General features: G+C 36.3%; 17 protein-coding genes. 7 read left to right on the top strand and 10 right to left on the bottom strand.

Annotation, left to right across the window (positions count from 1 at the left end):
• Window positions 1–5: 5 nt before the first annotated feature.
• A complete protein-coding gene (locus LC457_RS18165; RefSeq protein ID WP_223601131.1) occupies window positions 6–539 on the top strand; it encodes a thioredoxin fold domain-containing protein in 534 nt (177 codons plus the stop codon).
• 158 nt (window positions 540–697) lie between these two features.
• Window positions 698–2,785 carry an ATP-dependent DNA helicase RecG gene (gene recG / locus LC457_RS18160; protein ID WP_223601130.1) on the top strand — a complete coding sequence of 696 codons (2,088 nt, stop codon included), beginning with the start codon at window positions 698–700 and terminating at the stop codon, window positions 2,783–2,785.
• A gap of 611 nt (window positions 2,786–3,396) precedes the next feature.
• Here the strand turns inward: recG and LC457_RS18155 are convergent.
• The 4 genes from LC457_RS18155 to dapA form a co-directional block, all read right to left on the bottom strand.
• The gene (locus tag LC457_RS18155) at window positions 3,397–3,843 is read right to left on the bottom strand and encodes a response regulator (RefSeq protein WP_223601129.1); all 447 of its coding nucleotides are present in this window, start codon (window positions 3,841–3,843) and stop codon (window positions 3,397–3,399) included.
• The gene (locus LC457_RS18150) at window positions 3,836–4,417 is read right to left on the bottom strand and encodes an AraC family transcriptional regulator (protein ID WP_047424159.1); all 582 of its coding nucleotides are present in this window, start codon (window positions 4,415–4,417) and stop codon (window positions 3,836–3,838) included. Before LC457_RS18150 ends, LC457_RS18155 begins: the two co-directional genes overlap by 8 nt.
• Before the next feature lie 295 nt (window positions 4,418–4,712).
• The gene (locus LC457_RS18145; RefSeq protein WP_223601128.1) at window positions 4,713–5,216 is read right to left on the bottom strand and encodes a GNAT family N-acetyltransferase; all 504 of its coding nucleotides are present in this window, start codon (window positions 5,214–5,216) and stop codon (window positions 4,713–4,715) included.
• 102 nt (window positions 5,217–5,318) lie between these two features.
• Window positions 5,319–6,191: a 4-hydroxy-tetrahydrodipicolinate synthase gene (dapA, locus tag LC457_RS18140; protein WP_213278156.1), complete on the bottom strand. Its 873-nt coding sequence runs from the start codon at window positions 6,189–6,191 to the stop codon at window positions 5,319–5,321.
• Between the two features lie 107 nt (window positions 6,192–6,298).
• Between dapA and LC457_RS18135 the strand changes: the two genes are divergently transcribed.
• The 4 genes from LC457_RS18135 to recO are packed head-to-tail and all read left to right on the top strand — an operon-like array spanning window position 6,299 to window position 10,968.
• Window positions 6,299–7,057, top strand: coding sequence for a 5'-nucleotidase C-terminal domain-containing protein (locus tag LC457_RS18135; RefSeq protein WP_223601127.1), 759 nt, complete (start codon window positions 6,299–6,301; stop codon window positions 7,055–7,057).
• A complete protein-coding gene (locus tag LC457_RS18130; RefSeq protein ID WP_223601126.1) occupies window positions 7,057–8,004 on the top strand; it encodes a bifunctional UDP-sugar hydrolase/5'-nucleotidase in 948 nt (315 codons plus the stop codon). Before LC457_RS18135 ends, LC457_RS18130 begins: the two co-directional genes overlap by 1 nt.
• A gap of 9 nt (window positions 8,005–8,013) precedes the next feature.
• The gene (locus LC457_RS18125) at window positions 8,014–10,278 is read left to right on the top strand and encodes a T9SS type A sorting domain-containing protein (protein WP_223601125.1); all 2,265 of its coding nucleotides are present in this window, start codon (window positions 8,014–8,016) and stop codon (window positions 10,276–10,278) included.
• 3 nt (window positions 10,279–10,281) lie between these two features.
• On the top strand, window positions 10,282–10,968 hold the full coding sequence (gene recO, locus LC457_RS18120; protein WP_223601124.1) for a DNA repair protein RecO: 687 nt from the start codon (window positions 10,282–10,284) through the stop codon (window positions 10,966–10,968).
• A 26-nt stretch (window positions 10,969–10,994) separates the two neighbouring features.
• Here recO and LC457_RS18115 read toward each other — a convergent pair whose 3' ends face one another.
• The 4 genes from LC457_RS18115 to LC457_RS18100 form a co-directional block, all read right to left on the bottom strand.
• Window positions 10,995–13,664 carry a glucosidase gene (locus LC457_RS18115; RefSeq protein WP_223601123.1) on the bottom strand — a complete coding sequence of 890 codons (2,670 nt, stop codon included), beginning with the start codon at window positions 13,662–13,664 and terminating at the stop codon, window positions 10,995–10,997.
• 95 nt (window positions 13,665–13,759) lie between these two features.
• Entirely contained in the window at window positions 13,760–14,569 is an 810-nt protein-coding gene (locus tag LC457_RS18110) for a glucose 1-dehydrogenase (protein WP_223601122.1), read from the bottom strand.
• Window positions 14,570–14,642: 73 nt separating this feature from the next.
• Window positions 14,643–15,116 carry an N-acetyltransferase gene (locus tag LC457_RS18105; protein WP_223601121.1) on the bottom strand — a complete coding sequence of 158 codons (474 nt, stop codon included), beginning with the start codon at window positions 15,114–15,116 and terminating at the stop codon, window positions 14,643–14,645.
• Window positions 15,117–15,120: 4 nt separating this feature from the next.
• On the bottom strand, window positions 15,121–15,738 hold the full coding sequence (locus tag LC457_RS18100) for a DUF1684 domain-containing protein (protein WP_213278148.1): 618 nt from the start codon (window positions 15,736–15,738) through the stop codon (window positions 15,121–15,123).
• 131 nt (window positions 15,739–15,869) lie between these two features.
• Between LC457_RS18100 and LC457_RS18095 the strand changes: the two genes are divergently transcribed.
• The gene (locus tag LC457_RS18095) at window positions 15,870–17,450 is read left to right on the top strand and encodes a GMC family oxidoreductase N-terminal domain-containing protein (RefSeq protein ID WP_223601120.1); all 1,581 of its coding nucleotides are present in this window, start codon (window positions 15,870–15,872) and stop codon (window positions 17,448–17,450) included.
• Window positions 17,451–17,452: 2 nt separating this feature from the next.
• Here LC457_RS18095 and LC457_RS18090 read toward each other — a convergent pair whose 3' ends face one another.
• Window positions 17,453–18,319, bottom strand: coding sequence for an AadS family aminoglycoside 6-adenylyltransferase (locus tag LC457_RS18090; RefSeq protein WP_223601119.1), 867 nt, complete (start codon window positions 18,317–18,319; stop codon window positions 17,453–17,455).
• 1 nt (window position 18,320) lies between these two features.
• The gene (locus LC457_RS18085) at window positions 18,321–18,722 is read right to left on the bottom strand and encodes a hypothetical protein (RefSeq protein WP_047424135.1); all 402 of its coding nucleotides are present in this window, start codon (window positions 18,720–18,722) and stop codon (window positions 18,321–18,323) included.
• Window positions 18,723–18,760 lie beyond the last annotated feature (38 nt).

Raw genomic sequence — 18,760 nt, 5'->3', positions numbered from 1 at the left:
ACAATATGAATAAAATTTTAAGCATAGTTCTCTTACTTTTATTAAACTTTAGTTTTGCCCAGGTAAAATGGATGACCATTGAGGAAGCCTTAAAAGCTCAAAAGGAAAATCCAAAAAAAATACTTATCGATTTTTATGCAGACTGGTGTGGCCCATGCAAAATCATGGATAAAAAAACTTATGGACATGCTGTGATTGCTCAAAATCTGAACGAGAACTATTATCCTGTAAAGTTTAATGCAGAAGAAAAAAAGAGTATTGATATCTTTGGAAGAACATTTTCTAATCCCAATACTGAGCACAGAAAAGGAAAAAATTCACTGCATGAGTTTACACAGTATATGAATGTAGGTGCTGTTCCCAGTACCGTATTTCTGGATGAACATGGAGATCCTATCACCATTCTTCAGGGAGAATTGTCTGCCAAAGAACTGGAGCCTTATCTGGAACTGATCTCAAAAGATTTGTTCAAAAAGATTAAAACCAGAGAACAATGGGAAGATTACCAGAAAAAGTTCAAATCTAAAATCAAAGATTAATTTAGAGATCCCGATTTCGGATTAAATGCTAAAAATTCACCATACAGACTTCCAATTTTTTGGAAGTCTTTTTAATTTTACCGAAATTCGAACCTTTATTTCTTTTGTCAAAAAATAAGGATCAAAAAATTCAAAAACCCGCATCCTGAAATCTGAAAATGAATCTCGAAACCTCCATAGAATACGTAAAAGGAATAGGTCCGGAAAGAGCCAAACTTATTAAAAGTGTATTGGGCCTAACCACTGTTGAAGATATGCTGAACTTCTACCCTATCCGCTATCTGGATAAAAGTAAAATTTATACAGTTTCTCAGCTTCAGGAAGAAAGCAGCCAGGAAATACAATTGAGGGGAAGAATCACTCATGTTCAGGAAATCCAGACCGGGAAGACTAAAAGATTATCTGCGAAATTCAATGATGAAACAGGCAGTATGGATCTGGTATGGTTCCAGTATTCAAAATGGCTGAAAGAGCAGCTTCCTATTAACAAAGAGGTTTATATTTTCGGAAAAATTAATGTTTTCAACCGTCAGTTTTCTATGCCGCATCCTGAAATAGAAGCTGAGGAAAATAAAGAAGGAGATACAAGACTTAAACCTATTTATCCAAGTTCAGAAAAATTGACTAAAAGAGGATTAAGTCAAAGGTTTTTTCAGAATGCATTGAGAAATATCTGCAAAGAAATTCCGAGTCTGATTGAAGAAAATTTCCCGGAGGACCTGATGAAAACCTTTAAATTCATGTCAAGACAGCACGCTTTCCTGAATGTTCATTTTCCAAAGGATAAAGAGCATTTCGATAAGGCTGATTACAGATTAAAATTTGAAGAATCGTTCTTTTTTCAATTAGGATATGGTTTGAAAAAACTTCACCATAAAACACAGGCTTATGGCAATCCTTTCCCAATTATTGGGGATCACTTCAACGATTTCTATGAAAACCATCTTCCTTTTGAACTCACCAATGCACAGAAAAGAGTATTAAAGGAAATCCGGATTGATATGAAAAGGCCGATTCAGATGAACAGGCTTTTGCAGGGTGATGTAGGATCAGGGAAAACGATGGTGGCATTGTTAACCATGCTTATTGCTATGGACAACGGTTTTCAGAGTTGTTTGATGGCTCCAACAGAAATTCTTGCCCAGCAGCACTATAACGGGATCAAAGAACTGTTAGAAAAAACCGGAATCAACATCCGTATTCTTACCGGATCCAGCAAAGCAGCACAAAGGAGAATTATCCATGAAGAACTGGAAAATGGGACACTTTCAATTCTGGTAGGAACCCATGCTGTTTTAGAAGATAAGGTTAAATTTAAAAATCTGGGTCTCGCAATTATTGATGAGCAGCATAGATTCGGAGTTGCCCAGCGGGCTAAGCTTTGGGCCAAAAATAAAATTCCGCCCCATATTCTGGTGATGACCGCTACTCCTATTCCAAGAACACTTGCGATGAGTTTTTATTCTGATCTGGATGTTTCCGTGATTGATGAAATGCCTGTGGGAAGAAAACCCATCATTACTGCTCACAGACGTGAAAAAGACAGGCTTTATGTTTATAACTTCTGTAAAGATGAAATTAAGAAAGGCAGACAGGTCTATTTTGTATATCCGCTTATTGAGGAATCTGAAACCTTAGATTACAAAAATCTGGTGGAAGGCCTGGAACATGTCATGGATTATTTCTCAGAATATAATGTGACCATGCTTCACGGGAAAATGAAACCGGATGAAAAAGACGCAGCAATGGCTTATTTTGCTTCAGGGAAAGCTGAAATTATGGTAGCAACTACAGTAATTGAAGTTGGGGTAAATGTTCCCAATGCTTCTGTAATGGTTATTGAAAGTTCAGAAAGGTTTGGCCTTTCACAGCTCCATCAGCTGAGAGGACGTGTAGGAAGAGGTGCTGAACAGAGTTACTGTATCCTGATGACATCGGATAAATTGTCGAAAGAAAGCAGAACGCGCATCAAGACAATGACTGAAACCAATGACGGCTTTAAAATCTCAGAAGTGGATATGCAGCTTCGGGGCCCTGGAGATATTCTGGGTACCCAGCAAAGTGGTGTGGTAGATTTTAAGAGATTAGACCTGATTAATGATTCGGCGATCATCAAAACAACAAAAAATACGGTAGAAAAAATTCTGGAAGCTGATCCAATGCTGTCCAGACCTGATAATCTGATCATTAAAAACTATTATATCAGATATTACAAAGGAAAAAACAAATGGAGTAAAATTTCATAAAAAAAACCGCAGAAAATACTTCCTGCGGCCCCCTTATAAAACTGTTATTTAGAAGAAATTACTTTTTGGTATATCCAAAAAATTCATTTTAATAGTTAAGGCTTAATATTTTGTGATGTGGTGTGAAAATATCTATATAACAATATTATTTGATAAGCTAAAACCTTAACTATTAAAACAAATTATGAAAAACAAAATGAATTATTTTTTTCCAACTTGCTTATTATAAAAACTAACTGAGTTTCGGTGGAGATGAGGGAATGAAACGAATAAAAATACCTCCAACTACTTTTGAGTTTTCATGATTGTACCGTTTTGTTTAAAGATCTTCTGTGCTTTAAAATTGGAAAATTAGTATAATTCATTTTGTTAACTAACATCGTGATTTATATAATTTTGTTTTTAGAAACAATTACTTCTCATTCATCTGTATCTTATACTATATAATGAAATTTGTGTCTCAGATTACTTTTACAAATGTCAGTATATTAATTCAGATCCTTTTTATATGATTTTAAGTATTAGTTATAAAATTTTCACTTATTTGTGAATAGTATGCATCAAATACGATTAATATTTTCTTAATATTAAATTCATAAAACCTTTATTCATCACACTTTCAGAATAAAATTATCTTTATTCAATCCTGAAGCATGATACTGCCAATTGATTGTAATAATTTCTGTAAGCACCTTTTTCAGACTCTCAAAAGACTCAGGTTTTTTCATGAAAATATTGGCTCCTTTTACAAAAATATCTTCAATTTCATTTTCCGGAATCGGTTCCGAAAAAATGGCGGTGACCATGTTATTGAATTTTGAATTTGCTTCGATTTCTTCCAGACATTCCATGCTGTCTTTTCCAGGGATGGTGTAATTTATAAAAACAATTTCCGGAACTACGGCATCATCATTATTCAGATACAGCATCATATCTTTACCGTTAGAGAAGCATTGAACTTTTATAGAGATTTTCAGCTCTTTCAAAATATTTTTAAAGAAAATCAAGGTGTTTTCATCGTTATCTGCTACTATTACGTTCAGAAATTCTTTATTCATACTGCATTTTAGGGTTTATTACCGTGCTCTGAGCTCTTCTTCTTTTTCCAATAATTTTTTGAAACTGGGAGGGAGTGATTCCAGTTGTATTTTTAAACTGGGTACTCAGATGTGCCACACTGGAGTAGTTTAGTTTGTGGGCTATTTCTGTAAGGCTTTGTTTGTTTCTTATGATCAGGGCTTTTGCGTGCTCTATCTTCTGCAGAATAATAAAATTCTCAATAGATGTATAGGCAACTTCGGAAAACAGGTTGGAAAGATATCCGTAACTGTGATTCAGTTTCTCAGAAATATATATGGATGCTTTTACCGGTATGATCTCATCAGAAAAGACCAGTTCTACGATAGCATCTTTTATTTTCTGTACCAGCGCGGTCTTCTGACTTTCTATGATTTCGATACCATAGTCTTCAAGATTTTGCTTAAAAAGGCTGTGCTGTTCCTTTGTGAGGGGCTCATAAAATTCCACTTCACCGAAGTTCAGCAACCTGTACTTCAGCCCGTGTTCTTTAAGTTTTTCGTCCAATACCTTTTTACAAAGGGCATTGAAATCAAATTTAACATACATTTTCATCCTAGTATATATAAGCCTGTTTTATTTAGTAAATATAATAATTTATTTCATTTAAAAGTGAAATAGGTGTATTTTTTTTATTTTTGCCATATAGACGCAAAAACTCCTGTATTTAAGAATACAGGAATTTAAACACTAAGGATGAAAAAAATATACTGATAAAAAGCTGTGTCAGCTCAAAACCAAGCATATGAATGTATTGTTATAAGTGATTTGGTTCTGAAGCAAAGATCATTCAAAAAAAGAACTCACTTGTTATAGAATTACAGGATAAAGTTACAAAATTTTAAGTCAATCATAAGTGAATTAGAAATTCCATCATGTAATCATCCATTACAAATCCGTTCCCGATATCGAAAACACCTTCTCCATAAACCCTGTATCCTTGGGACTCATAGAAGTTTCGGGCAGAATTATTTTTATTCACATTCAAAATAATTCTTTCATTTCCATTCTCAGAAACTTTCTCATGAAGAAACTGAAGTGCTTTTTTGCCAAATCCTTTTCCTTTACTTTCCGGAACCAGATAAATACGGTGCAGCTTGGTTGTTTTCTCTTCGTAATGATGTTCGTATCCGATAAAACCTTCATAAGAATCATTATTTTCATCCTGAATAAGATAATAATGGTAATGGGGGTTCTGAAGGTGGTTCAGAATTTCTGTTTCAGAATACATTTCAGAAAGCATAAATTCCATCTGTTGTGTTGAAAGAATGTCTGCATAGGCATTTTCCCATGATCTTCGTGCCAGATCCTGAATTAAAGGGATATCTACAGCTGTTGCCTGTCTTAATTTCATGATTTATTGTATTATTAATGATTAAAAAAAGTGAAAAGCCTAAACTTTCCACCCTTTATATTTTTCAATATGAACTGCTGAATTTTAAAATTCAATTCATAATTAAATGTTTGCCATTTCAGCTTTAATCTTTGCATGAAGACCTTCTGAAGCTGCAACCAAAGGAAGTCTTAAGAAGTTTTTAATGATTCCTTTTTCAGCCAGTATTACTTTAATACCGCAAGGGTTTCCTTCTGCAAAAATCAAACGGGTAATATCAACCAGCTTATTGTGAATTGCGTAAGCTTCTTTCACTTTCCCTTCAAAAGCCAGTTGTACCATGGTAGAAAATTCTTTAGGATATGCCTGTCCTATTACTGAAATCACACCATCTCCTCCTGCCAGTGTTACCGGTAATGTGTATTCATCATCTCCGGAAACCAGTGAAAATCCTTCAGGCTTCTTTCTCAGAATATCAAAATACTGTAAAATATTAGGTGAAGCTTCCTTAATCAGGAACAAATTAGGAAATTCTTTTGCAAGACGAAGAGTAGTATCTGCTTCTACGTTCTGTCCTGTTCTTGAAGGAACATTATATATAATAATATTTTTCCCTGTGGAAGCTAACATTTTATAGTGTTGATAAAGACCTTCCTGGTTTGGTTTATTGTAATAAGGAGATACTGAAAGTACTGCTTCAAATGCAGAAAGATCTGCTTCTTCAATCTGTTTCTTGACGTCAAGAGTATCGTTGCCGCCAATCCCTAAAACTAAAGGAAGACGTTTATTATTCACCTTAATGATATGCTCAATTACCTGTTTCTTCTCCTCTGCAGAAAGCGTTGCGGCTTCTGCCGTAGTACCCAATACTACCAAATAATTGGTTCCGTTTTCGATATTGTACTCCACTAGTTTTGTTAAACTATCGAAGTCAACGGATAAATCTTCATTAAAGGGCGTTACCAATGCAACACCTACTCCTTTTAAAATGCTCATCTGTTAGAATTATTTTTGTCAAATTTAATAATTTACAGTAAGAATTTGTAATAAATAATAATGTTTTATTATACATATAGTTATATTTGCATATACTAAAAGATATTATGAAAAATAAATTCTTGTTAATAGGAATTGCCCTGGCGACCCTTACAGCATGCAAAACAGCTTCTACGTTGCAACTTGCGGATGTAAAGACCCAGAAAAATATTTCTGTTAATAATGAGCTGAAAAATGATGAGGAGATTGCAAAATTTATTGAACCTTATAAGCAAAAACTGGATAAAGAAATGAACCAGAAGATCTCTCATACCAATGTGGATCTTACTAAGCAAGGTGATAACAGCAATCTGGGCAATCTTTTAGCTGACTACACGTTTGAAGGAGGTAATGAATGGATAAAAACTCATCTTAAGCAAAATGTAGACGCTGCATTGATCAATATCGGAGGAATCCGTACCACTATCGGAAAGGGAGACATTTTACTCAAAAATGTATTTGAAGTAATGCCTTTTGAAAATGAGGTGGTAATTGTGAAAATGAAAGGAACAGATTTACAGGGGCTTTTTGAGTATTATGCAAAAACGCAGGTCAACAATCCGGTTTCTCACTTGTATATTGAGACCAATAACGGACAGGTAATCAAATCTTTAATCAACGGAAAAACAGTGGATCCGGCTAAAGATTATTATATTGCCACTTCAGACTATCTTGCACTGGGAGGAGACAATATGAAATTCTTTGCAAAAGGAGAATCTATCTCAACAGGAATTAAAATGAGAGATCTGTTTATTGATTATTTTAAGAAAACTCCTGAAGTTGTAGTAAATTCAGATGTTCGTTTAATTTTTATCGGGAAGAAGTAATGGATAGAAAAAGTTTTTTAAAAGCAATAGGAGGCGGATCTTTGGCAATGGCTTTAGCTCCCAATATGATGATGGCGGAAGAGTTGAAAATTCTTGATTTAAAATCCGCAAATAAACTGACGATCCTTCATACCAATGACCAGCATAGCAGAATAGAACCTTTCGATGCAAGCTATACAAAGAATCCTAACCAGGGAGGTTTTGCAAGAAGGGCGAGCTTAATTCAGCAGATCAGAAATCAGGAAAGCAATGTACTGCTTCTTGATTCTGGAGATATTTTTCAGGGAACTCCATATTTCAATTTCTTTGGAGGAGAACTGGAGTTTAAATTAATGTCCATGATGAAATATGATGCCTCTACCATGGGGAATCATGATTTTGATAATGGTCTTGATGGATTTTTAAAAGTACTTCCCAATGCGAAGTTTCCTTTTATCTGTTCCAATTATGATTTTAAAAATACAATTCTTGATGGAAAAACTTCCCCATATAAGATCTTCAACAAGAATGGAATCAAAGTAGGAATTTTCGGTGTGGGAATTCAACTGGACGGCCTTGTAGGTAAAAAACAGTATGGAGAAACCGTTTATTCCGATCCGGTAGATGTAGCACAGCATTATTCCAATTATCTTAAAAAAGATCAGAAATGTGATCTTGTGATTTGTCTTTCACACATCGGTTATGATTATAAAGATGAGCCGAATAAAATAAGTGACAAAATTTTAGCGGCCAGTACAGAAAATATTGATATTATTCTGGGAGGCCATACTCATACATTCTTACCGGAACCTCAAACTTATACCAACAGACAGGGCAAAAACGTCCTTGTCAATCAGGTAGGATGGGCAGGTCTTCTTTTGGGTAGAATAGATTTTTATTTTGATACAAACAAAAACATACAGCATATTTCCTGGAACAATCAGGCAATAGACAGCAGCATAGCATAACCGCATAATATGAAAAAACTCTCTATAATTTCTCTTGGTATTTTAGCATCCCTGCAGTTTACAAAAGCTCAGGTCATTTCATCAAAAAAATGGGCAGATCTATTTTCCTACAACAAAGTCTTAGCTATGAAAGAAGACAATGGGAAAATCATTGCAGCTACAGAAAACGGAATATTCTATTATACCATATCAACAGGAGAAATTACGAAGTTGTCCAAAGCCAATGGTCTGCATAATATTGGTATAACAGCCTTTGACTATAATCCACAGACCAAAACAGGACTTATTGGATATGAAAACGGTTCAATGGATGTTATCACCCCACAGGAAATCAAATATATTGTTGATATTCCTATTGCTACCGGCTATAGCGGAAATAAAAAAATCAATCATATTTCCATAACCGGAAATCAGGCTGTCATTTCTGTAGGCTATGGACTTTCCATATTTAATCTGAACAATAAAGAGTTCGGAGATTCTACCTTCTTCCTTACTGGCGGAGTTTATGAAGCGAGTAATGAAGCAACCATATTCGGGAATAAAGTATATTCTGTAACCAATACAGGATTGAAGAGCCATCAGATGAATACGACCTTTCCGGTATATTCTACATGGACCACGGAAGCTCCCGGAGCATTCAAACATATAGATTCAGAATCTGAACTGGTATATTCATCCGCAACAGCGGCTTATTTTTATAACAACGGTACTCCGACACAACTTCCTACAAGTTTCGAAAATATCCGTGACCTCGTTATCACATCAAATAATATTATTGTTACTGACAACCGGGTATATACCTACGGAACGAACGGAGTAGCACAAAATGCGGTAAGCCTTGGTGAAGAATGTAACACCGCAATAACAGCTGGTGGAAAGATCTTTGGAGGAACTGTATTATCAGGGATCAAGGATGAAAGTAACAATACTTTTAAACCATCGGGTCCTTACTTCAATTTTGCGTATAATATTAATCTTTTTGATAATAATCAGCTTCTGGTTTCTTCTGGTGCCAGAGCAAATAACTACAACCATCCGTTTATTCAGCCACAAGAACCTGGATTTTATTATTTCAACGGTACAGATTGGATTTATCCTTCATTCTTCAATAAAAGTAATCCCAACCGTCCAATCTTCATCAACGTGCTGGATGCTATCATAAGTCCTTATAACAGTAATGAAGTTCTCTTTACCAATTATACAATGCTGGATAACGGGGTGTATAAAATGAAATACAATGCAACAAGCAAAGATTTTGAACTGGTAAAATATTATAATCTTGGGGCACAACCCTACCTCAGACGTCCTGTAGGTTTTGCAACAGATACTCAGAACAACCTTTTTGTTTCTTTTGGATTTAATGACGGAAACCCTTCCATAGGAATCTATGACAAAGCCTCTGATGACTTTCTTATAAAGAAAATAGTTCTTGCCAGTGATGGTATCCAAAAGACTGTTTATCATGAAAATATGTTATGGACTCCACTGCCGAGATCTAATAACTTTTGGGTATATGATTATAAAAATGCAACCAACCTTTCTGATGATTCAGATTATATTCTGGGCTCTGCTAATGGATTTAACAGTTCAGGAGGAATCTTATCGGTAGCATTTGATAAGTCCGGAGATGCATGGATCGGTACAGACGGTGGTTTAAGAATTATGTCTAACGCTGCGTCTGAAATAAAAACCCCGCAGCCTGAAGTAGAACCTATAGTCATAGAACAAAACGGACTGGGTGAAGAGCTTTTCAGAGAATCAGCTATTCTTCAGATTGCAGTAGATGAAGGAAACTACAAGTGGGTTTCCATTGATGGCGGTGGTGTATATTACCTTTCTGCTGACGGTCAGAAAACAATAAAACATTTTACTAAAGAAAATTCGCCTCTTCCTACCAATAGTGTTACAGATATAAAAGTTGATAAGAAAACCGGAAAAGTATATTTCGTAACGTATAATGGTATTGTAACCTATCAGGGTGATGTTGCTGATGTAACGTCCAATTTCGGGGATGTTGTAGTATATCCTAACCCTGTTGTGTATTCTAATTTTAAAGGAAAAGTGACCCTCAAAGGCCTTGCAGAAAAAACCAATATAAGAATTGTAGATGCAGCAGGAAATGTGGTACACTCTGCAGTAGCAAGAGGAGGTTATTATGAATGGGATCTTAATAACCAGAAAGGGGTAAGAGTAGCATCAGGAATGTATTTTGTTCTGATGACCAATGAAGATGGGTCTGATAAAGCTACAGCCAAAATAGGAGTAGTCAATTAATTAATGAATTCACAAAACGGTTTTTTACTTTCGTTTATAAAATACGGAGAAAATGATGCTGTATTGCATTGTTTTACTGAAGAAGAGGGTTTTCAAAGCTATTTTCTAAAAGGAATTTATTCTAAAAAGAACAAAAAGAAAGCCCTACTGCAGCCACTGAGCCAGCTGAATTTTTCAATACATCCGCTCCGTGGCAATGGTATACCAACTGTTTCAAAGTTTGAACTGGTAAAAAATAACGACATTTATACAGATATAAAAGTCAATACCGTTATTTTCTTTATTTCAGATTTTTTGAGTCATATCCTTAAATATGAGGATAAAAATATTCCTATCTATACCGGCATTAATCATTTTATCAATGAACTGACAAGCAGAAATTATCAGGCACACTTGCTTTTTTTACTGGCTGTTTTAAAAATTCAAGGGGTTGCTCCATTGTTGGGTGATGGTAAATTTTTAGATCCGGAAACCGGAACTTTTTCCCAGGTGATCTGTCATCAGCAATTCAATGAAGAAATTTCTACATTATGGAAAGAAGCACTTTGTGCCGAAAATCTGTATGCTACAAAAATCCATTCTTCATTAAGAAAAGAATTTCTGGACAGCCTTCTCGTGTACTACCATTATCATATCACAGACTTCAAGACGCCTGCTTCATTGGAAATTATCCAGCAGATATTTGAATAGACCAATTCCTGATTGCTAGAATTCTTTTATGGTTCTTTTGTCTTTTCAACATCTTCGGGCATTTCAGTTTCAGATTCTGCAATTTCTTTTTTGGAGAATCTTGGTTGCAGGATCTTGGCAATAAGTCCGGTCCAGCCTGTCTGGTGGGAAGCTCCTACTCCACGGCCGTTATCCCCATGAAAATATTCATAGAACAGAATATAATCTTTAAAATCCGGATCGGTCTGAAATCTTTCATACTGTCCATGAACCGGTCTTTTTCCATTTTCATCCTTTAAAAAAATCTTTGCAAGCCTTTTGTTTAAAGCATCTGCTATCTGATCCAGATTTGAATAGTTTCCACTTCCTGTAGGATATTCCACTAAAAAATCGGGGCTGTAGTAGAAGAAAAAACGCTGAAGACTATCAATAATCAAAAAATTAATCGGAAACCACACCGGGCCACGCCAGTTGCTGTTCCCTCCGAAAAGTCCGCTGTCACTTTCTGCAGGTGTATATTTTACACTATAATCCGTTTCATTCAGCGTTAAAGTATAAGGATTGTTTTCATATTCTTTTGATAGTGCTCTTACCCCATAATCACTTAAAAATCCCTCCGGATTCAACATTCTGTTTAACAATCTTTTCAAACGGTGTCCACGAAGCAAAGACAAAAGGTGCTTGGAATCCTGACCTTTGACTTCCCATCTTGAAACCAGAGAAGCCAGTTCCGGTTTATTATCCAGTACCCACTTCATTCTTTTCTTAAAATTGGGCAGATTTTCAATCATTTCATCATCTATAACCTCAACGGCAAACATCGGGATCAGTCCTACGATGGTTCTTAATCTTAAATACATATGCGTTCCGTCATTAGAAGCTATGGCATCATAGAAAAACTCATCTTGTTCATCCCACAAACTGAATTCTTCATCCCCCATATTATCCAGTGAATTGGCAATTGACAGGAAATGCTCAAAAAACTTCATCGCCATTTCTTCGTACACATTATTATAAAGAGCCAGCTCCAGAGCAATCCGCATCATATTCAGGGCAAACATAGCCATCCAGCTTGTCCCATCCGACTGTTCCAGCTGTTCTCCGTTGGGTAAAACAGCATTCCGGTCAAAAACTCCAATATTATCAAGCCCTAAGAAACCTCCTTCAAATATGTTGTTGCCATTGGTATCTTTTTTATTTACCCACCAGGTAAAGTTCATCAATAATTTCTGGAAAGCACTTTCCAAAAATTCCAGGTCGGGTTTATCTTTTAAATATTCATCAATTTTAAATACTCTGAAAACCGCCCATGCATGTACCGGAGGGTTTACGTCACTAAAGTTCCATTCGTAGGCGGGAAGCTGTCCATTGGGGTGCATATACCATTCAAACAGAAAAAGTTTCAGCTGATGTTTTGCAAAGTCCGGATCTATCAGGGAAAAACTAATGGTGTGAAACGCCAGATCCCAGGTGGCATACCACGGATATTCCCATTTATCCGGCATGGAAATAATATGTTCGTTATTAAGATGCTTCCAGTCATAATTTCTTATTTTTTCCCTCGATTTTGGAGGAGGCATTTCAGCCGGATCACCTTTCAGCCATTTTTCAACATTGTAGTGGTAAAACATTTTATTCCACAACATTCCTGCAAAAGCCTGTCTTTGTACGAGTTTTTCATCTTCCGAAGTGATTCCTTTCTGGATTTCGGCATAAAATTCATCTGCTTCTTTCTGCCTTTGATTAAAAAGAGTCTCAAAATCACCGAACGGCTCTCGTAAATCTTTATCTGATATTCTGAATTCAAATGTTCTGGATTCACCGGCTTTAAAATCTTCATCAATAAAAAAAGAAGCTTTGGTTCCTACATTTTTTGGATTTACAGACTGAGAATTACCCGTCATCACAAAATTATTGATCCCGTCTTTACAGAACTTTGATCCATTTTGCGACTGGTAGAGTCTTTCATTATTGGTTTCATTGTTACAAAACAGGGTCTTCAACGATTGTTTTGCATACACGTTTTTAATCTCAATATCCTGATGATTTACTTTAATGCGGTCTGCATCTTCAGCATGTAATTGTGGCTGATAGTCATCATATCCCCAATTCCAGGTATTCCTGAACCAAACCGTAGGCAATATTACAAGAGAAGACTCTTTTTCAGATTTATTGATAATGGTAAGTCTGACCAGAATATCATTCTGACTTTCTTTTGCATATTCAATAAAGATGTCAAAGTATTCATTGTTATCAAAAATTCCGGTATCAATCAGTTCATATTCCGTTTCATCCTTACTTCTCGAAGCATTTGTTTTTACAAGATCTTCATAGGGGAAAATATTTTGCGGATATTTATATAGCATTTTCATGTAGGAATGCGTAGGTGTAGAATCCAGATAATAAAAATATTCTTTTACGTCTTCACCATGATTTCCCTGTCCATTAGTCAGTCCAAAGAATCGTTCTTTCACCATTTTATCCTTTTTATTCCAGAATCCGACAGAGAATACAAGTTTCTGAAGATCATCACAGATTCCACATATGCCTTCCTCGCCCCAACGGTAGGTTTTGGCTTCAGCAGTATCATGGCTGGTATAATTCCATGCATCTCCGTTTTCACTGTAGTCTTCACGAACAAGCCCCCATTCCCGGTTACTTACATATGGGCCCCATTTTTTCCATGAAATATCTGAAATTCTCTGTTTTTCTGACATAGACAAGATGTTTTGTACAATTGTAAAATGTATTCATGTATTGATGACAATAAGCTCAAAACTTTAAACCCTAAACCTTGAACTTTAAAACTACACTATCCTCCGGTAGAAAAACTCTCAAACGTAGTCATTCCACCATCTACGAAAATGCTTGTTCCTGTGATATAATCAGCAAGATCACTGGCAAGAAAAGCTGCCAAATTTCCGATATCCTGCGGCTGTCCGATTCTGTTATAAGGAATAAGGGTAAGAAGAGAATTGAGTGCTTCAGGAGTACTCCATGCACTCTGATTAATAGGAGTCTGAATGGCTCCCGGACAGATAGAATTAACCCTGATTTTGGCTGCTCCATATTCCTGCGCAAGGGTTTGCATCAACATTCTGATGGCTCCTTTGCTTGATGCGTAGTTAGCATGTCCGGCCCATGGAATAATTTCATGCACAGAACTGATATGAATAATCTTTCCACAAGCTACAGAACGTGAAGGATCTATCCCACGCCGCAGAAATTCTTTAATGGCTTCTCTGGCACATAGAAACTGTCCCGTCAGGTTAACACCAATGACAGCATTCCATTGGTCTATTGTCATTTCGGTAAATTTTGCATCCTTTTGAATGCCTGCGTTATTCACCAGAATATCTACGGTTTGAAATTCGGAAACAACATCCTGAAACATTTTGATTACCTGGTCTTCTTTAGAGACATCACAGGCATAAGTGATCCCATTTCCTCCGGCATCAGTGATTTCTTTCAAAACAGCTTTGGCTTCCTCTGTAGATCTTTCCGAAGAATGGTTGACAATGACTGTTGCTCCTGCTTCCGCTAATGATTTTGCGATTCCTGAACCTATTCCGCTGGAGGCTCCTGTAACCACAGCAACCTGATTTTGAAGTGATATTTCCATGTTTTGTAATTTGATGTTACTCAAAGTTATGGAAAGATATCAGCAGATAAAAAATTATGATTTTAAAATTTTATTAAAGTTTTTTGTGCATCAGGTATTGAGGCCCGCTCCTTCCGATTCTGGTTTTACCGTCAAAAATGTATCCTGACTGAAGATAAATATGATAAGCTGAATCATTTTTCTGATTGACGGCCAGTACAATTTCTTTACAATCCCCGAAGTGAGTTTTTACAAAATTCCCGACCTCCAGCATAGCCATTTTTCCTATTCCTTTTCCCTGCATCTGAGGATTTACAGATAAAGAACGCAGTAAAACTGATGTCTCATCATCGGTAAGTTCAAATTTATCTTTCCCGAAATCAAGGACAAAAAAACCTGCAACCTGATCATTTTCAAATATAGTCACCGGAAATGCGTCGTCGTCATCCCGTTCGCTGATACTTTTCAAAGCCTGTTGAGCTGTCGCGGTAAATTGCATTTGGTTTTCATCCAAAGCATAACTGACTCCGGAAAGATCTTCTGGTTTATAGAATTCTAAATGTATCATAGTTTTAGTGATGGTAAATATCTTCATACATTACTCCTGCACGGATTTCCACGGGAAGTTTATTCTCCTCAGGAACAATAGGGCAATTGTAATCGTACGCATTATAAGCACAAAAAGGATGATAAGATTGATTAAAATCAAGTACAATAGTGTTTCCTTTCGGAATCTTCAGATCCATATATTTCCCTCCTCCATAGGTTTCTTTTTCATTGGTAGCATCGCGGAACGGAAGAAAAAGATAGTCTTTGTATTTATCCTGTTTAATTAAAGCCAGACTTTGGTATAAAGTGACTGTATAGGGTTTATTATCCAGCATAAATGTGGCTTTTCCGTACTCCTGATATGTTTTTGTTTTTCCTGAAGAAGTAGGAAGTTCAAAGGGTTGTGTATCTTTTGATTTAACAAATTTAGCGGTTACTCTGTATTTGGCATCAAAAGGAAAGAAAGGGTGCCCTTTAAAGTTTTTAAAATTATCTCCTCTTAACGGAGTCTCTTTTGGATTAAGATATTCAGCATTGAGCTCTTTCTGAAATTTCTGAACATCTTTCTCTTCCTTTGAAACCGTTTTCTGAGAAAAAGCCCATAATGGAAGGAGTAAAAAGAGTACTATATATTTTTTCATGAATATAAAATTATAAGTAAAACTATGAATTTCCGGAACAACAAAAGTTAAAATTCTAATAAAAAAATATAATCTGTTTTAAATAAAATAAGCACCGGCTGATCTAGCATACTTTTTGAAAAACAAAGCTCATGGACAGAAAAAATTTCATCAGGACCAGTGCATTAGCGATATCAGGTTTCTATTTTCTTCAATCTGAACTATTCCGGGCCGCGGAAAGAAAAAACAGCCAGATAACAGAAAATACTGATGTTCCGATTATAATCATTGGCAGCGGGTACGGAGGAGCTGTATCTGCATTACGCCTTTGTGAAGCCGGAAAAAAAGTGTTGATGCTTGAAATGGGTCTTAACTGGGAGAAAGCAGGAATTCCGTTTTCCAATCTTTTAAAACCCGGGAAAAGTTCTGCATGGCTGAAAAAGAAAAGCATTGCACCTTTCATGAATATTTTTTCTTTAACACCTTTTACCGGAATATTAGACCGTCTGGATTTTGAACATATCAATATCTGGGTAGGAAGAGGCGTTGGCGGGGGCTCTCTTGTGAACGGAGGTATGGCTGTTACTCCCAAAGAAAGCTATTTCAAGGAAGTTTTTCCAGATCTTGATGCTGAAAAGTTTTACAATCATTACTTTCCTCTGGTACGGGAAGAGCTCAAGGTAAATGTAATTGATGAACAGTTTCTGAAAGACTGTCCTTATTATAAATTCACACGGGTAGGTGAAGAAGAGGCCCACAAAGCTGGTTTTAAGACCATGAGAGTTCCGAACGTGTATGATTTTAAGTATATGGAAAAAGAATTCCGGAATGAAGTTCCCCGCTCAGCTCTTAATACCGAAGTTATTTATGGTAACAATTATGGAAAAAACAGTCTGGATAAAACTTATCTCAGAAAAGCACTGGAAACCGGAAATTTAGAAATTCTTGATCTTCATTGTGTCCAAACGATAAAACTTAATGATGATAAAAGCTATACATTAAATGTCCAGCAGATTGATACATCAGGAATTCCGGTTGCTGACAAAGTTTTCAACTGTAAAAAGCTGATTCTTTCCGCAGGAACAATGGGAACTTTACAGCTTCTGCTACAATCTCATGCGGAAAACAATTTCCCTGTTCATGAAAAGATCGGAAAACAATGGGGAAATAACGGGAATTTTATGACCGGAAGAAACTGGGTAAAACCTTTGTCTGGCGGTACAGGAGCCAAGCAATCTACTATTCCGGTAGGCGGCATTGACAACTGGGACGATCCTGATCACCCGTTTTTTACAGAGATTGCTCCTTTACCAATGGGAATGGATGTCGCTACCGCTTTATACCTGCTAATCAACAGAGTTGATAAAAAGGGAGAAGTTGTGTACAATAAAGCCAGCCGATCTCTGACTTTGAACTGGGACGAAAGCAATACTGCCAAAATGAGAGAAAATGCCCAATATTTTATCCGTAAAATGAATAAAGCCAATGGCGGAACCCGAAGCCATCTGCTTTTCAATAATGGTTTCGGAGCTGATATCTGTTATCATCCGCTTGGTGGGTGTGTTCTGGGTGAAGCTACCAACGAATTCGGAAAACTAAAAGATCACGAAAATATGTATGTTCTGGACGGATCATTAATTCCCGGAACCATTGGGGTTAATCCGTTTGTTACCATTACAGCGATTGCAGAATACTGTATTGAAAACCTCATCAAACACAATGAATTTGCCTGAAATCAGGGTATTGATTGTATTTCTGTAAGATAGTTACGAATATCGTCTTCCAGTTTCACCGGATAGATAAAGTGAAGTTTTTCGGCTAAAGAAGTTCCCAGCTCATGTACCAGATCGGCACAGGCAAATAGTGCTTTCCAGTTTTCTTCAATATCATTTCCTGAGAAAGTAGCTTCCACTTTATTCCATAAGTCCGAAGATAAATATTGTTTGAAAAGTCTTCCGTGTTTATTGGTGGTAATAGTATTCCAGTCATGATTTCCGGCAATATACCATTCAATCAAAGGAACCAGATAATCTGTACGCAGGACATTTTCAGACATGAATTTGGCATAAAAAATATCCCCACGTTTAAGACATTTTGCCACATAGGTTGTATCCCACCAGAAATCATTGAACAGCTGTTGAAATTCTTTTTCCGTAGGCTGATGTATCATGATCGACTGATAGGTCGGGGGTTTCATATTTCTTGTCAGACCATCTTTGTCTATTAAAACCTGATATCCTACATCCCAATCCTCGGGAAGAGTTTCTTCATTGATTTCTTCAATAAATTCAGATACCTGGTAGAGCTTAAAGTCAACTTTCACATGGTCTTTATACAAAACCATTTTCATGGCATGTTTTCCCTCAAAAACATGGTCATCTTCTTCAATCATGGAAATAGGATCACCAAAAAGTCTGATCCATTCATTTCCGGACTCATAAGATGTCCTGTTTTCAAAAACAAGCTCTACATCCAGATCACTTAAATCATCTACGGGAGCATAAGGGTTTACCAGTGAACTGGTCAGAAGCACAGCACGGATATCAGGGTTGTTTTCGGCCCAATGAATAATCTGTTTCAGTTTTTCTTCCCTTACTTTCATATTAATAAGATTCTGAAATTTTTACACGGTACACATCGGAAGAATTTCTTTTGATTGATTCTACAAAAAAGCCGCCCTCCTCAGGAATTACTTCTTTTAAATCAAAACTTTTGCAGTCTTTCGGAAGCCCAGAAAATATCAGGGTAAACCAAAAATCTTTCATAAAAGGAACCGGAGTCCAGTAAGGAGAAATTGAGATGTTTTCTGCATGAATCAATTTACTTCTATGCTCAGACTGGTTATCAAAAAGATAGGTCGAATGCCAGATCCTGATCAGGTTTCCTAAAAACGGTGATGCCGGAAAACAACAGTGTACAATCACCTGCTTCTCCTCTTCCGTTTTCGCCTGAAGAGATTCCAGGATTTCCTTGGCAATAACAGGTTTTACAATTACTTCTTCCACCTTTTAATAAGTAATAAATAATGAGCAATGAGTAATAG

The sequence above is a fragment of the Chryseobacterium sp. GVT01B genome, from assembly GCF_019970045.1.
Classification (GTDB): domain Bacteria; phylum Bacteroidota; class Bacteroidia; order Flavobacteriales; family Weeksellaceae; genus Chryseobacterium.
Note: the sequence above shows the minus strand (reverse complement) of the source record. Positions and strands in the feature narration are given on the sequence as shown.

Excerpts from the sequence above, each read along its gene's own strand:
- LC457_RS18165 (WP_223601131.1), top strand. The coding sequence starts at position 6 with ATGAATAAAATTTTAAGCATAGTTCTCTTACTTTTATTAAACTTTAGT.
- recG (WP_223601130.1), top strand. The coding sequence starts at position 698 with ATGAATCTCGAAACCTCCATAGAATACGTAAAAGGAATAGGTCCGGAA.
- LC457_RS18155 (WP_223601129.1), bottom strand. The coding sequence starts at position 3,843 with ATGAATAAAGAATTTCTGAACGTAATAGTAGCAGATAACGATGAAAAC.
- LC457_RS18150 (WP_047424159.1), bottom strand. The coding sequence starts at position 4,417 with ATGAAAATGTATGTTAAATTTGATTTCAATGCCCTTTGTAAAAAGGTA.
- LC457_RS18145 (WP_223601128.1), bottom strand. The coding sequence starts at position 5,216 with ATGAAATTAAGACAGGCAACAGCTGTAGATATCCCTTTAATTCAGGAT.
- dapA (WP_213278156.1), bottom strand. The coding sequence starts at position 6,191 with ATGAGCATTTTAAAAGGAGTAGGTGTTGCATTGGTAACGCCCTTTAAT.
- LC457_RS18135 (WP_223601127.1), top strand. The coding sequence starts at position 6,299 with ATGAAAAATAAATTCTTGTTAATAGGAATTGCCCTGGCGACCCTTACA.
- LC457_RS18130 (WP_223601126.1), top strand. The coding sequence starts at position 7,057 with ATGGATAGAAAAAGTTTTTTAAAAGCAATAGGAGGCGGATCTTTGGCA.
- LC457_RS18125 (WP_223601125.1), top strand. The coding sequence starts at position 8,014 with ATGAAAAAACTCTCTATAATTTCTCTTGGTATTTTAGCATCCCTGCAG.
- recO (WP_223601124.1), top strand. The coding sequence starts at position 10,282 with ATGAATTCACAAAACGGTTTTTTACTTTCGTTTATAAAATACGGAGAA.
- LC457_RS18115 (WP_223601123.1), bottom strand. The coding sequence starts at position 13,664 with ATGTCAGAAAAACAGAGAATTTCAGATATTTCATGGAAAAAATGGGGC.
- LC457_RS18110 (WP_223601122.1), bottom strand. The coding sequence starts at position 14,569 with ATGGAAATATCACTTCAAAATCAGGTTGCTGTGGTTACAGGAGCCTCC.
- LC457_RS18105 (WP_223601121.1), bottom strand. The coding sequence starts at position 15,116 with ATGATACATTTAGAATTCTATAAACCAGAAGATCTTTCCGGAGTCAGT.
- LC457_RS18100 (WP_213278148.1), bottom strand. The coding sequence starts at position 15,738 with ATGAAAAAATATATAGTACTCTTTTTACTCCTTCCATTATGGGCTTTT.
- LC457_RS18095 (WP_223601120.1), top strand. The coding sequence starts at position 15,870 with ATGGACAGAAAAAATTTCATCAGGACCAGTGCATTAGCGATATCAGGT.
- LC457_RS18090 (WP_223601119.1), bottom strand. The coding sequence starts at position 18,319 with ATGAAAGTAAGGGAAGAAAAACTGAAACAGATTATTCATTGGGCCGAA.